Genomic DNA, 14,436 nt, shown 5'->3' with positions numbered 1-14,436 from the left:
TCGGGCATCCCGCCCTCGATACGACACGTGTCGAGCTATAGCCTCACGGCGCTGACCGCGCTGTTCGCGCGGCGACCGGCCTCCGGCCGGCCTGCTCCACGCTTGAGGACGTTTTCTGTGGCACACGCACGACCTTTCGCCCTTCGGGCCCGCCGCCGCGCCGCCGCCGTCGTCGCGGTGATCGGCCTGCTGGCCGCGGCCGGCTGCGGCTCCGACTCCGGTGAGCCGCCCAGCGCGGTGGGCACGCCCCGGGCCGGCGGCTCGCTGGACATCCTGGCCACCTCCGACGCGCGCAGCCTCGACCCCTTCCTGCCCTCCTACGCCGCGCAGGCCGACGGCAACCGGATGGCGGCGCTGTACGACAGCCTGCTGTGGACGAACCCGGTCACCGGCTCCGTACAGCCGCAGTTGGCGGAGAGCCTGACCCCGGTGGAGGGCGGCGGGAACAAGATCTGGAGCCTGCGCATGCGGCCCAATCTGAAGTTCACCGACGGCATCGTCTTCGACGCCGCGGCCGTCAAGATCAACTGGGACACGCACGCGGTGCCCACCACCAACTCCCGCCAGCGCGACGCCACCGTGGGGATGAAGAGCCAGATCGGCGCGGACGCGCTGGAGCTGCGGATCATCCTGGACAAGCCGAACGGCAACTTCGACCGCCTGGTCGCGCGCAGCCTGTCCTTCATCGCCTCGCCCAAGGCGATCGCCGAGGGCGTCGACAAGCTGGCCGAACACCCGGTCGGCGCCGGTCCGTTCATGTTGGCCCCGGGCGGTTGGGTCAAGGGCGACCACCTGACCCTGGTGAAGAACCCGACCTACTGGCAGGGTCCGGCCAAGCCGTATCTGGACTCCATCACGTTCCGCTACGAGTCGAGCGGCACCGCGGCGGTCGACCGGGTCAAGAAGGGCAAGGCGGACGTCGCCAACGTCAGCGACGCGTTCACCCTCAAGGCCGCGCGCGCGGCCGGGGTCGGTGTCGAGTCCCTGGCGCTGTCCGGCGGACAGTTGCTCAGCTTCGACACCTCCGGCGGCCCGACCGCCAACCCGGACGTGCGGCGCGCGATCGTGCTGGCGCTGAGCAGCGAGGAGATCAACCGGCGCGTGTTCGGCGGCGCCGGCACCCCCGCCCGCGGCATCTTCAACCAGGCCACCGCGCTGGCCAATCCGCAGTTGTCGGCGCCGGAGAACAAGCCGCAGCAGGCGGCCGAGCTGTTCGCCAAGGTGACCGACAAGGGCGCCAAGCCGATGCGGATCAAGTTCATCGCGCCCAAGAGCGCCGCGATCGACGAACTCGGCCGGTACATGAAGGAGACGCTGGAGAAGTTCCCCGGCGTCACCCTCGACGTGGAGACCGCCGACCTCTCCGAGTTCGTCAAACGATCGAATCTGGCCGACGCGTTCGACGTCAAGGTCAGCCAGCTCCTCGCCGACGACCCGGAGCCGGTGGTCTACCAGTACCTGCACCGCGGCAGCCCGAGCAACTGCTGCTTCTACGGCGACGACGCGGTGGACCGCGCGCTCGACGACGCGCGCAACACCACCGACCCCTCCCGCCGGCGCGCCGCCTATACCCAGCTCCAGCTGCAGTTGGACCGGGACATGCCGCTGTGGGTCTACCAGGAGGCGGTGGTCGCGGGCGTGTTCCACTCCGGGGTCACCGGCGTGCAGCTGTGCAACGACGGCATCTTCCTGTTCGACCGGCTCGGCAAAAAGGGCTGACTGGTCATCAGAAGTACAACGGTGACCCGATCTTGATGGACCCGTTCGCCGGAAGGCAGTAGAAAGGGACGGCGCCCTTACCAGTCGGTTCGTGGAGGCCGGGAATCATTCCTCGATTCCCGGCCTTCACGCATCTCGTCTCCGGGTCGCAGACCGTCGAGTACCCCCGTAGACCCCGTACCACCGCACGACAGCACAACCGCACGGACGCACCACCATGCTCCACCCGGGGCACCGTCGCCCTCTCCCCCCGAGTCGGCCGGCGCCCCCGGCACCAAGCACGTCCGCCGCCCGGGCCCGGTTGCCCGGACGGTCCGTCAGGTGAAGGTTGGCCTTGCAGTGACTCGTACTTCCCTGTTGTCCCTTCGATCCTCGTGTCGTAACCGCCGCCGAATAGTCGCGCTGATCGCGGCGACCGCGCTGGCCGGCGCCCTCGCCGGCTGCGGGAACGACGACGACACCAAACCATCGGCCGCGGGCACGCCCAAGCAGGGCGGCTCGCTCACGATGAGCCTCCCGGGCGACTCCACGAGCCTGGACCCGTTCTCCACCTCGTACGTGAACGTCGCCGACGGAAGTCGGATGTCCGCGCTCTACGACTCGCTGGTGTGGACCGATCCCACCACCGGCAGCGTGCGCCCGCAGCTCGCCGAGTCGCTGGCCGTCCTGGGCACCAAAGCCGACACGTGGCGACTCAAGCTCCGGCCCAACGTGAAGTTCAGCGACGGCACGGTGCTGGACGCCGAGGCGGTCCGCTTCAACTGGGACCGACACAAGGACCCCAAGGTCGGTTCCTTCCAGCGGGGCGCGGCGAGCAACATCCTCTCGCTCACCGTCACCGACCCGCTCACCCTCGACGTCAAACTGATCTCCGAGAACGCGAACTTCGACCACCTGGTGACCCGTTCGCTCGCCTTCATCGCCTCGCCCACCGCGCTGCGGGCCAGCCCGACCGGAATCGCCGACAAGCCGGTCGGCGCGGGCCCCTACAAGCTGGTGACCTGGGAGCGCGGGGTCAAGCAGACCTTCACCCGCAACCCCGACTACTGGCAGCGCGAGAAGGGGCTGCCGCACCTGGACAGCCTGACCATCACCGTCGACACGGACGTCACCCACTCGGTGGCCGCGGTCGACGACGGCAAGACCGATCTCACCGTCGCGGTGGACCCCCTCGCCGTCGCGCAGGGCGAGGACAAGAAGCTCGGCGTGTTGCGGATCGGCCTCAACGGCGGCCAGATGGTCGTGTTCAACATGAACGTCGCGCCGTTCAAGGACCTGCGCGCCCGCCGCGCGTTCGTCTTCGCGTTCAGCGGCGCCGAGATCAACCAGAAGTTCTTCGGCGCCAAGGGCATCCCCGCCAAGGGCATCTTCGCGGCGTCCTCCCCCGTCGCCAACATCCAGCTGGCCGCGTCGGAGAACGACAAGCAGCGGGCGAAGGAACTCTTCGACGACGTCACCGCGAACGGCACCAAGCCGATCAAGTTCACGTACTGGGTGCCGCAGGCCCCGGCCTCGATCCGGGTCGCGGAGTACATGAAGCAGGTGCTCGGCACGTATGCCGGTGTCGAGATGGAGGTCAAGGTCGTCGACATCGCGACCTACGTCAAGACCGTCCGCGGCGGCGGCAGCACCGAGTGGCAGGCCGCCCTCGGGCAGCAGTGGATCGACGACCCGGAGCCGGGCATCTACGATCTCCTGCACGGCAAGAGCATGACCAACAACAGCGGTTACGAGAACGCCTCGGTCGACACCGCGCTCGAGGACGCGCGCAGGACGACCGACCCCGCGGCCCGACGCGACGCGTACACGCGTGTACAGCTGCAGGTGAACAAGGACATGCCGTTCTGGGTGTACCAGGAAGCGGTCACCGCCGCGATCTACGCCCCCGGGATCACCGGCGTCCAGCTGATGAACGACGGCATCGTCCTGTGGGACCGGATCGGAACCACCGGCTAGTCGTCCACCCCGTCCCGCCCGGAATCCGTGAATCCGGGCGGGACGCCTCCGGCGCATCCGGGTCCGTCCCTCCCCCGAACCGCGGACGGGCCCGATCCCTCCGCCGATCCGCACCACAGCGCTACCGCACTTTTGGAACGACTGCACGACTGCACCGACGCACGACGCACGTTCGAACCCCACAGTGATAGGTAGGTAGGCCGGCAGTGGTACCCGATAAGAAGACACCCTTACCACCAGGACGCCGCGGCCCACGCCGCCTGCTCTCGCTCGCCCTCGCGCTCGCGGCGGCGACGGTGTTGGCCACGGCGGGCTGCGGGCTGGACTCTCCCGACTCCAAGGGCTCGTCCGGCGAGCCCCCGCACGGCGGTTCGGTGACGATCCTGATGCCGGGGGAGGAACGCGGACTCGATCCGTTCACCGCGTCCTACTCCAGCGTCGCGGACTCGAACCGACTCTCCGCGCTGTACGACGTCCTCGTGTGGACCGATCCGACCACCGGCGGGGTGCGTCCGAAGCTGGCCGAGTCGCTGGTGTCGGACCAGACCTCCCGGATCTGGACGCTGACCCTGCGCCCGGACGTGCGCTTCACCGACGGCAGCCTGCTCGACGCCGGCACGGTGAAGGCCAACTGGGAGGCGCATCGCGATCCTTCGGTGCGTTCGCTGGTCGGCGGTCCGCTGCAGAAGGTGCAGTTGACCGAGGTGTCGGCGCTCCAACTGAGGATCGAACTCCCGTCTCCCAACGCGAACTTCGACCACACGGTTGCCCGCAACCTGTCGTTCGTGGCGCCCCGGCGGCTGGCCGCCACCCCGGAGGGTCGCTTCGAGCTCAAGCACGCGCCGGTCGGCGCGGGCCCGTTCAAGCTCAAGAGCTGGGAGCCGGGCAAGGAGCTGCGCCTGGAGCGCAACCCCCAGTACTGGCAACACAATCGCCCCTATCTGGACGAGGTGGTCTTCCGGGTCGACAAGGACTCGGAGTCGGGCAACAAGACGATCCGCGCGAAGCGGGCCGACCTCACGCTGAGCACCGATCCGCAGAGCATCGCCCAGGCCCGCGCGGACGGCCTCGTCGTCGAGGACGCCCGGCTCAACGGCGGCCTGATGGTCGCCTTCAACGTGCGCAAGGGCCCCTTCCAGGACCCGAACGCCCGCCGGGCGGTCGCGCTCGCGCTGAGCAGTACGGAGATCAACCGGCGCTTCTACGGCGGCCGGGACGACTCGGCGCGGGGCATCTTCGACGCCTCCTCGCCGCTGGCGAACGTCAACCTGGCCGCGCCGGAGAACCGACCGGAGGAGGCCAGGGCGCTGTTCGCGCAGATCACCGCGAACGGCAAGAAGCCGTTCGTCTTCCGCTATCTGGTGCCCGACGCGGGCAAGATGCGGGACACCGCCGAATACATCCGGCAGACCCTGGAGGGCTATCCGGGCGTGACCGTGATCGTCGAGGTCACCGACATGGCCTCGCTGGTGACCCGGCTGGCCGGCAACGACTTCGACGCCACGGTGTGCCAGTTGTGGGCCGACGACGTGGAACCGACGATCTATCAGTTCCTGTACAGCAAGGCCGGGTTGAGCAATATCACCGGCTATGCCAACGACATCGTGGACGCCGCCCTCGAGGACGGTCGACGCTCCACCGACGCCGCCTCGCGACGCGACGCCTACACCCGGCTGCAGAACCAGGTCAATCGTGATCTGCCGTTCTGGGTCTACTCGTCGGCGGTGATCGGCGCGGTCCACCGCTCCGACGTGGTCGGGATCCAGCTGTACAACGACGGGCTGATCCACTTCGACGCCATCGGGCGGCGCTGATGGACGGCTGACCCCACAGACCCGGCCGGGCGGCCGCCACGACGCCGCGTCACGGGCGCCGCGGGCACCGCCCGGCCGTGCACCACCGCACCACCACATCCGGTCCGAACGGGGACCGGTGTGCCTTGTGACAACGGAGGAGTCACATGAGCAAGCACCACGGCACCATCGCACGACGGCGCGCGGCGGTCCTCGCCGGCGCCTCGGTCCTGGCCCTGACCCTCGCCGCGTGCGGCGGCGGTGACGACGCCGCGGGCGGAAAGGCGGACCCGAACGCCTCGGCGGGCGCGAAGAAGGGTGGCAACCTCACCCTGCTGACCGTGTCCGACGCCCGCAGCATGACGCCGTTCAACGCGTCCTACGCGGCGGTCACCGACCTCAACCGCATGCTCGCGGTCTACGACGCGCTGTTCTACGTGGACAACACGCAGAACAAGGTCGTCCCGCAGATCGGCGAGAGCCTGAAGAGCGACGACGGCGGCAAGACCTGGGTGCTCAAGGTCAAGCCGAACGTCAAGTTCAGCGACGGCACCCCGCTGGACGCCGCGGCGGTCAAGTTCAACTGGGAGATGCACGCCAAGCCGGAGGTGCTCAGCCAGCACCGCCCGGCCGCGTCGGGCCTGGGGTTGGAGGTAGCCGACCCGCTGACGCTCAAGGTCACCCTGCCGATGCCGAACGCCAACTTCGACCGCACCGTGGCCACGGAGTTGTCCTACATCGAGTCGCCCAAGCAGTACGGGATCGACCCGAAGGGCGAACGGCCGGTCGGCGCGGGGCCGTTCATCCTCAAGACCTGGAACCGGGACAGCCAGATGGTGTTCGAGAAGAACCCCAACTATTGGCAGGGCGCGGACAAACCGTATCTGGACACGCTGACCATCAAGGTGGTCAACGACGTCAAGCAGCAGGTCGACACGATCAAGGCCGGCGGCGCCGACATCACCTTCACGATCGACGCGCAAAAGACCAAGGCCGCCCAGGAGGCCGGCCTGGGCGTCACGCCGTTCACCCTCGACGGCGGCCAGATGATCGTGTTCAACACCTCGCAGGCGCCGTTCGACGACCCGCGCGCCCGGCGCGCGGTCGCGCTCGCGCTCGACCCGGCCGACCTGAACCAGAAGATGTTCGCGGGCACGGCGACCCCGGCCAAGAGCATCTTCCACAGCGGCAAGAACTTCACCGACCCCACCGCCGTGCAGCCGAGCCCGAACAAGGCCGAGGCGCAGAAGCTCTTCGACGAGTTGGCGGGTGAGGGCAAGCCGGTCAAGTTCAGCTACCTGGTCCCGGAGAACCCGACCTCCAACGCGACCTCCGAGTACACCATGACGGCGCTGAACGCCTTCAAGAACGTCGAGGTCAAGCTCGACAAGGCCGAGGTCGGCAGTTACTACCTGCGACTGACGGTGCAGAAGAACTACACCGCGGCGCTGTACCAGATCTGGTCCAGCGACCCGGAACCGATCCTGTTCAACAGCCTGTTCTCGCAGACTCCGCTGAACTTCACCGGCTACAAGAGCCCCGAGGCGGACGCGGCGCTGATCAAGGGCCGCTCCACCACCGACGAGACGGTGCGCAAGGCCGCCTACGCGGATCTGCAGAAGGCGCTGGTCAAGGATCTGCCGATGCTCGCCTACCAGGAGGCGGTCACCAACATCATCTCCGGCCCCCGGGCCGTGGGTGTGGTCGGCGTTCAGGACGGTGGCATGCTGATGGATCGGGTCGGGCTGAAGTAGCCGATCCCTCGCGCCGGATCGTCCCCGGCCGGATCCGACGCATCGTCACCGACGGTGTCCGGGAGGCTCGTTCGCACATCGCGAACGGGCTTCCCGGCCGGTTCCCCGGGGCCGTGCGGGGCGAGGTTCCGACACGAGTCGACAACTGCCTGTAACGATGTAACAGATCGGCGTACAGGTCGTGCATGTTGCGCCGAGTGGATCTACGGTGTGCCGCACGCAGTACCGATTCGGCAGTCCCCGCTCCACGCTCCACGCTCAAGGCTCCCGGCACCACTTGTGTTGTTCCCCGGCGGAGGTGGCAAGAACGTTGTCTGCACGACGCACGACCGCACGTCGCACTGCTCTGGTCTCGATGACGCTGGCTCTCGGCATCACGGCCACCGCGTGTGGCGGTTCGGACGACTCGAAGTCCTCGGGCGGCAATCAGTCCGCGGTCCAGGGCGAGGCCAAGTCCGGCGGCAGCATGACCATGCTGGCCGTCCAGGACTCCGCCTCGCTCGACCCGTTCAAGGCCTCCTCGGTCGCGGTGGCGGACGAGCCGCGCCTGGCGGCGCTGTACGACCCGCTGTTCTACATAGACAAGGACAACTCGGTCAAGCCGCACCTGGGCGAGGCCCTGACCACCTCGGACAACGGCAAGACGTGGCTGCTCAAGCTCCGTCCCGGGGTCGTGTTCTCCGACGGCACACCGCTGAACGCCGAGGCGGTCAAGGTCAACTGGGACATGCACGCCAAGGCCGACGTGCAGTCGCTGCACCGCCAGATCGCCGCCGGGCTGACCACCAAGGTGGTGGACCCGACCACCGTCGAGATCACCCCGCTCGGCATGCCGAACGCCAACCTCGACCGGGCGATCGCGATCGACCTGACCTACATCGCCTCGCCCGCCTCGCTGGCCAAGGGTCCGGACGAGTACCGCAACCGGCCCGTGGGCGCGGGGCCGTTCAAGCTGGAGAGCTGGACGCGCGGCAGCCAGCAGGTCTTCGTCAAGAACGACCGGTACTGGCAGAAGGACAAGGGTCTGCCCAAGCTGGACAAGCTGACCATCAAGAACGTGCCGGACATCAAGCAGCAGTACAACACCGTCAACAGCGGTGGCGCCGACGTGTTCGTCAGCTCCGACAACGCCACCATCGCGCAGGCGGAGAAGGAGATCGGCGTCGTCCAGCGCTCGGTGGACGGCGGCCAGATGATCCAGTTCAACATGACCCGGCCGCCGTTCGACGACCTGCGGGCCCGCCAGGCGATCACGCTGGCCCTGGACCCGGCCGGCATCCCCAGGACGCTCGCCAACGGCTACGTGCCGGCGAAGGGCTTCTTCGCCCAGAAGTCGCCGTTCTACGACCCGGCCGCGGTGCAGGCCGCACCGGACAAGGCCAAGGCCAAGCAGCTCTTCGACGAGCTGGAACGGGAGGGCAAGAAGGTCGAGTTCACCTACCTGCTGCCGCAGAACCCGTCGTCGGTCAAGGTCGCCGAGTGGATGCAGACCCAGCTGGCCGACTACAAGAACGTGTCGATGAAGCTGGAGCCGCTGGAGATCGGCGCGTACGTCGAGAAGTACGCGTTCCGCAAGGACTTCCAGGCGATGCTCTTCCAGCAGTGGCTGGCCGACCCGGAACCGGTCACGTTCAACAACTGGTTCTCCAAGAGCCCGACCAACTTCGTCGGTTGGAAGAGCGATGTGGTCGACGGCGCGCTGCTGGCCGGCCGCAACTCCACCGACCCGGCGGTGCGCAAGAAGGCCGCCTCGGACCTGAGCAAGGCGATGGTCGCCGACCTGCCGGCGTGGACCTATGCGGAGTCCTCGATCGCGGCGATCTCCAACAAGAAGGTCACCGGCGTCGTGCAGTTCAACACCGGCGTCTTCTTCATGGACCGCATCGGGTTCAAGTAGTCGCACGACCCTCGCGCGCGTCGGCCCCTTCCGTTCCCGGGAGGGGCCGACGCGCGTCACGCGGTGGGAAACGGCGCCTCGGGCAGCTCGCGCGCCACCCGGGCGGCCAGCGCGCGCACCGCCGCGTCCGCCGGGAAGGCGCCGACCAGGGCCTCGACGGTGCGCCGCAACCGCACGATCAGCCGCTCCGAGCGCACCCGGAAGGCGATCTCCAGGGCCTCCGCCGCCTGTTCCACCGCGGCCCCCGGGTTCCGCTCGATCAGGAAGACGGTGGCCAGCCCCACTCGGGCGAGCGCCAGGCTGCGCACGTACTCGCCGGTGCCCAGGAGCAGCCGCACCGCCTCGCCCAGCCGCTCCTTCGCCGGGGCCACGAACACCGGCCTGGTGTAGGCGAGATCCCGGAACGCGTGACCGCTCTCGGCGAGCAGTTCGGCCCGGTCGAAGTAGCGGATCCAGTCCGGCTCGAACTCCGCCCTGGTGTCGGCCAGCGCCTGTTCGGCCAGCCCCAGGGCGCGCCGACATCGATCCGCGTCGCCGAGCGCGGCATAGGCCCGGCCCTCCAGCGCGTACAACATCGCCTGGAGCGCGGTACCGCCCGTGTCCCGGCTGCCGTACTGCGCCAGATGGATCAACTCCAGGGCGTCCTCGGACAGTTCGTAGTGGATCATCTGCCGCGACATCACCCCGAGCACATTGGCCCCGAACGGCGCGTCGTCGCACTCCTTCGCGGCGTGCAGCGCGAGCACCATGTACTTCTGCGCGCCCGGCTGCAAGCCGGTGTCGTAGGACATCCACCCGGCCAGCAGCGCGAGTTCGGCGGTCAGTCCGAACAGCCGGGCGCGCACGGCGGGCGGATGTTCGTCGCGCAGCAGGTCGGTGAGCCCGTTGAGCTGCCCGATCACCGCCTTGCGCCGCAGTCCGCCGCCGCCCTGCATGTCCCATCGCCGAAACAGCCGGACCGTCTCGTCCAGGTGCTCGGTCGCACCGGCCGGCAACCGCGCGAAGCGCCGCGTCCCGGCGCCCGACACGCCTCCCGGGCGACCCGGCGCCATCGCGGGGGGCGATCCGGCCGGCGGCGCCGACCAGCGTTGCAGCGGCTCGACCAGGTCCCGGCCCGCGGCGAGCCGCAGCGCGGGGCCGACGAACTCCTGGCGGCCGAGCAGCAGATCGCCGCGCGTGTACTCGCCGAGGATGTCCACCACCGTCTCGACGGTCCACGGCAGGTCCACGCCGAAGTCGCCGTGCGGCTCGTCCGGCTCGCGCAGCCCGAGTTCGTCGACGCTGACCACCCGGCCGAAACGCCGGGTGAACAACTCGGCCAGGATCCGCGGTATCGGCTCGCGCGGCTGCTCGCCGTCCAGCCAGCGGCGCACCCGCGAGGTGTCGGTGCTGACGTGCGGGGCGGACATCGCCCGCGCGTGGCGGTTCACCTGGCGCGCCAGTTCGCCCTTCGACCAGCCGCTGCGCGCGAACCAGGCCGAGAGCCGATCGTTGGGCTGCCGCCCGCCGTCCGGCTCGGGTTCGTCGGCGCACCCGCCGTCCCGCCCTCGCGTCGTCGCCACCGCATCGCCCCCTGCCCTCAGCGGTCCGGCCGGTCAGGCGTCGGGCCCCGATGGGAAACCGTACGCTCAGGCCCGTTCGCCGAACGTATTCCGACTCGCGTGCAGGTGTCGATCGATACCGCAAACGCCACGCTTCGCCACCCCACGCGCCCGGGACGCGCTACGGGGGAGGCCACGTTTGACTGATCGGCGACGCGGTGTCACCGACGGCTGCCCGTGCCGCCGTTCATATCGCGCGGACACCACGATCGTCGAGGTGACCTTGTGCGATCACAGCGTAACCAAAAGTAATGAGTGCCGTTGGGGAGGACATGGACATCATGCTCGGATCGCGCCGGCGCACGCGGGCCGCACTGTGGCAGGCCGTGGCCGAGTTCGCGGAGGAACGCGGCTGGCCGGTGGCCCAGGGTGCGCATCTGGTCCGCGACGGACGCGGCACCCACTGTTCGTGCGGCCGCGGTACGTGTGCCGCGCCGGGCATGCACCCGGCCGACCCGCGCTGGTCCGAACGGGCCACCGCGTCGCCGGCGGCGGTGCGGCATCTGTGGTCGCGATGGCCGGACAGCACCGTGGTGGTCCCCACGGGTCGGGTCTTCGACGCGATCAGCGTGCCGCGCGCGGCGGGCGCGCGGGCGCTGGTGCGCCTGGAACGCATGGGCGCCCCGCTGGGTCCGGTCCTGGCCACCCCGACCGGCCGGGTGGCGTTCCTGGTCGCTCCCGGAGCCGCCGCCGAACTCCCACACCTGCTCTACCAAATGGGCTGGGACGACGCCGAGCTGGACCTGCGCTGCCACGGCGCGGGCGACTACGTCTTCGCCCCACCGTCCCCCATGGGCATGCTGGGCCCGGTCGAATGGATCCGCCCCCCGTCCCCGGGCGCCCCACCCCTCCCCGAGGCCCGCCTACTCCTGGGCACCCTCGCCTACACCTGCCACCGCCAGGACACCTCCCCCACAGGCCAACGCCTGTGGCTGGCCTCCTGACCCCGGCCCACCCGACGCTCGAGGACAACAGACCCGCAGCCCGACCCCAAAACCCAACCGGCCACACCAGCCCGTCCGGCGCCTGAGGACACCGGGCCGGAGGCCACCACCAACCGCAGCCCCCGGCACCGGGAGCACCAAACCCCCTCAGCCCGTCCGGCGCTTGAGGACAGCCAGGGCGCAGCCCGGCCCCGGAACCCAACCGGCCACACCAGCCCGTCCGGCGCTTGAGGACACCGGGCCGGAGGCCACCACCAACCGCAGCCCCCGGCACCGGGAGCACCAAACCCCCGTCAGCCCGTCCGGCGTCTGAGGACAAACCCGGCGCGGCGAAACCCGACCGCGGTCCGAAGACCCGCGCGCTCCGCGCCGAACCGCTCCTACTCCCCGATGAGCGCGTCCACGAACGCCGACGGCTCGAACGGCGCCAGGTCGTCCGGCCCCTCCCCGAGCCCGATCAACTTCACCGGCACGCCCAACTCCCGCTGCACCGAAACCACGATGCCCCCCTTGGCGGTCCCGTCCAGCTTCGTGAGCACGATGCCGGTGATGTCCACCACCTCCGCGAACACCCGAGCCTGGACCAGCCCGTTCTGCCCGGTCGTGGCATCCAGCACCAGCAGCACCTCGTCCACCGGCCCGTGCTTCTCCACCACCCGCTTGACCTTGCCCAGCTCGTCCATCAGACCGGTCTTGGTGTGCAGCCGCCCGGCGGTGTCCACGAGCACCGTGTCCACACCCTCGGCGATGCCCTCCTTGACCGCGTCGAACGCGACGCTGGCCGGGTCCCCGGCCTCCGGCCCCCGCACGGTACGGGCGCCCACCCGCTCGCCCCACGTCTGCAACTGGTCGGCCGCCGCCGCCCGGAACGTATCCGCCGCACCCAGCACCACACTGCGCCCGTCGGCCACCAGCACCCGGGCCAGCTTGCCCGTCGTGGTGGTCTTGCCGGTCCCGTTGACGCCCACCACCAGCACCACGGCCGGCCGGTCGCCCGCCTCTTCCCCGGTGTGCCGGGCGGTCTTCAGCGTACGGTCCAGGTCCGGCCCGACCAGCGTGAGCAGCTCCTCGTGCAACAGCGCCCGCAGGTCGGTCGGCGTCCGGGTACCGAGCACCTTCACCCGCGTACGAAGCCGGTCCACGAGCTCCTGCGTGGACGCGACGCCCACGTCGGCGGTGAGCAGGGTGTCCTCGATCTCCTCCCAGGTGTCCTCGTCCAGGTGCTCGCGCGCGAGCAGGGCCAGCAGCCCCTTGCCCAACGAGGTCTGCGAACGGGCCAGCCGGGCCCGCAGCCGGACCAGCCGACCGGCGGTGGGGTCGGGAATCTCCAGCGGCGCCGGTTCCGGCTCGGCCGGCACCACCACCGAGGTCTCCGGCAGGTCGACCGTGGCGACGGTACGCCTCGGCGCCTCGACACTCGGCGCGGCCTCGTCACCGACACCCGGCTCGACCGGCGTGCGCGGCGGCGCCGACGGTACGCCCTTGCGGCGCGAGCCGACCACGAACCAGCCGGCGGCGCCGAGGACGACAAGGGCAATGACGACGATCAGGATCACAGTCTCCATAGGACCTCCAGTCTCCCAGACCGCCCGGCGGCGAACCGCGACCGGCCGCCTCCGGCGGGTCCGCGCCGGACGGGCGGCGTGATCACCCGAAGACCGTTGAATCCTGACACTGCGTCAGATAGCTTGCCGATGCCAAGCACCGTCCGGCCGACGACACGTGTCCGAGACGGCTTCGGCTCGACCCGGAAGGTGTTCACGGTCCATGGCTGTCACGAATCTGCGGTTCAACCAGGTCCTCCCCGGTCTCGACCGGCAGGAGATGTCCGCCCGCTATCGGGCCACCGTCGAGATGGCGGCCTTCGCGGACAAGAACGGGTTCGACATGATCAGCCTGGAGGAGCACCACGGCGCGGACAACGCCTGGAGCCCGTCACCGCTGAGCACGGCAGGAGCGATCTTCGGCGCCACCGAGCGCATCGGCGTGATCGTCTGCGCCCTGCTCGCCCCGCTCTACGACCCGATCCGGCTCGCCGAGGACATCGCCGTCCTGGACAACATCAGCGGCGGCCGGCTCTCCCTGGTCGCGGGCATCGGCTACCGACCCGAGGAGTACGCGGCACTCGGCAAGGAGTGGAAGCGGCGCGGGAAGATCCAGGACGAGGTCCTGGAGACCCTGCTCAAGGCCTGGACCGGCGAGCCGTTCGAATACCGCGGCACCACCGTGCGGGTCACCCCGAAGCCGTTCACCGACCCGCACCCGATGGTCATGGTCGGCGGCACCGCGAAGGCGTCCGTGCGCCGCGCGGTCCGGCTGCGCCTGCCCTTCTACGCGGCGGCGCCGATCCCGGAGCTGGAGCAGTACTACTACGAACTCGCCGCGGAGGAGGGCTTCGAGGGCGGCTTCGCGATCCTGCCGCCGGTGAAGACCCGGATGATCTTCTGCACCGAGGACCCGGACAAGGCGTGGGCCGAGTACGGCGAATACTTCCTGCACGAGGCCACCACGTACGCCGGCTGGCAGACCCCCGACATAGCCTCCGTCGTCGAATCGGCGGCCACCACCGTGGCGGCGCTGCGCGAGGAGGGCATCTACTGCTGCCTCACCCCCGACGAGTGCGTCGAGATCGGGCAGGTCGGCGGCCTCACCGACGCGCTGATCCTGCACCCGCTGGTCGGCGGCCTGCCGATCGACGCGGGCTGGGCCAGCCTGCAGTTGTTCAACGACAAGGTCATGCCGCGCAACGTCCCGGCGTGACACCCGTACCGA

At 69.7% G+C, this 14,436-nt stretch carries 9 protein-coding genes; 7 read left to right on the top strand and 2 right to left on the bottom strand.

Features of this window, described 5'->3' with window-relative positions; genetic code table 11:
• Positions 1-117 precede the first annotated feature (117 nt).
• The 5 genes from EMA17_RS43985 (at position 118) to EMA17_RS43965 (ending at position 9,119) form a co-directional block, all read left to right on the top strand.
• The gene (locus EMA17_RS43985) at positions 118-1,719 is read left to right on the top strand and encodes an ABC transporter substrate-binding protein (protein ID WP_126642833.1); all 1,602 of its coding nucleotides are present in this window, start codon (positions 118-120) and stop codon (positions 1,717-1,719) included.
• Positions 1,720-2,058: 339 nt separating this feature from the next.
• Positions 2,059-3,675, top strand: a complete 1,617-nt coding sequence (locus tag EMA17_RS43980) for an ABC transporter substrate-binding protein (protein WP_126642832.1) — start codon at positions 2,059-2,061, stop codon at positions 3,673-3,675.
• Positions 3,676-3,881: 206 nt separating this feature from the next.
• Positions 3,882-5,489, top strand: coding sequence for an ABC transporter substrate-binding protein (locus tag EMA17_RS43975; protein WP_126642831.1), 1,608 nt, complete (start codon positions 3,882-3,884; stop codon positions 5,487-5,489).
• Positions 5,490-5,635: 146 nt separating this feature from the next.
• Positions 5,636-7,222 (top strand): ABC transporter substrate-binding protein, encoded by a 1,587-nt coding sequence (locus tag EMA17_RS43970; RefSeq protein WP_126642830.1) that lies wholly within the window; start codon positions 5,636-5,638, stop codon positions 7,220-7,222.
• A gap of 355 nt (positions 7,223-7,577) precedes the next feature.
• On the top strand, positions 7,578-9,119 hold the full coding sequence (locus tag EMA17_RS43965) for an ABC transporter substrate-binding protein (protein ID WP_126642829.1): 1,542 nt from the start codon (positions 7,578-7,580) through the stop codon (positions 9,117-9,119).
• A gap of 56 nt (positions 9,120-9,175) precedes the next feature.
• On the opposite strand, the gene EMA17_RS43960 is transcribed toward EMA17_RS43965, so the two are convergent.
• Positions 9,176-10,681, bottom strand: coding sequence for an NsdA family TPR-like regulatory protein (locus tag EMA17_RS43960; protein WP_126642828.1), 1,506 nt, complete (start codon positions 10,679-10,681; stop codon positions 9,176-9,178).
• 290 nt (positions 10,682-10,971) lie between these two features.
• On the opposite strand from EMA17_RS43960, the gene EMA17_RS43955 reads away from it, so the two are divergent.
• Complete coding sequence (locus EMA17_RS43955) at positions 10,972-11,664, top strand: bifunctional DNA primase/polymerase (RefSeq protein ID WP_126642827.1); 693 nt, start codon at positions 10,972-10,974, stop codon at positions 11,662-11,664.
• Between the two features lie 380 nt (positions 11,665-12,044).
• Here EMA17_RS43955 and ftsY read toward each other — a convergent pair whose 3' ends face one another.
• Complete coding sequence (gene ftsY / locus EMA17_RS43950) at positions 12,045-13,229, bottom strand: signal recognition particle-docking protein FtsY (RefSeq protein WP_126642826.1); 1,185 nt, start codon at positions 13,227-13,229, stop codon at positions 12,045-12,047.
• 202 nt (positions 13,230-13,431) lie between these two features.
• Here ftsY and EMA17_RS43945 point away from each other — a divergent pair, with 202 nt between their 5' ends.
• Positions 13,432-14,424, top strand: coding sequence for an LLM class flavin-dependent oxidoreductase (locus EMA17_RS43945; RefSeq protein WP_126642825.1), 993 nt, complete (start codon positions 13,432-13,434; stop codon positions 14,422-14,424).
• The last annotated feature ends 12 nt before the right edge of the window (positions 14,425-14,436 follow it).

The organism is Embleya hyalina (assembly GCF_003967355.1).
Lineage (GTDB): Bacteria > Actinomycetota > Actinomycetes > Streptomycetales > Streptomycetaceae > Embleya > Embleya hyalina.
The sequence above is the reverse complement of the archived record's forward strand: the minus strand, read 5'-3'. Positions and strand labels throughout refer to the sequence as shown.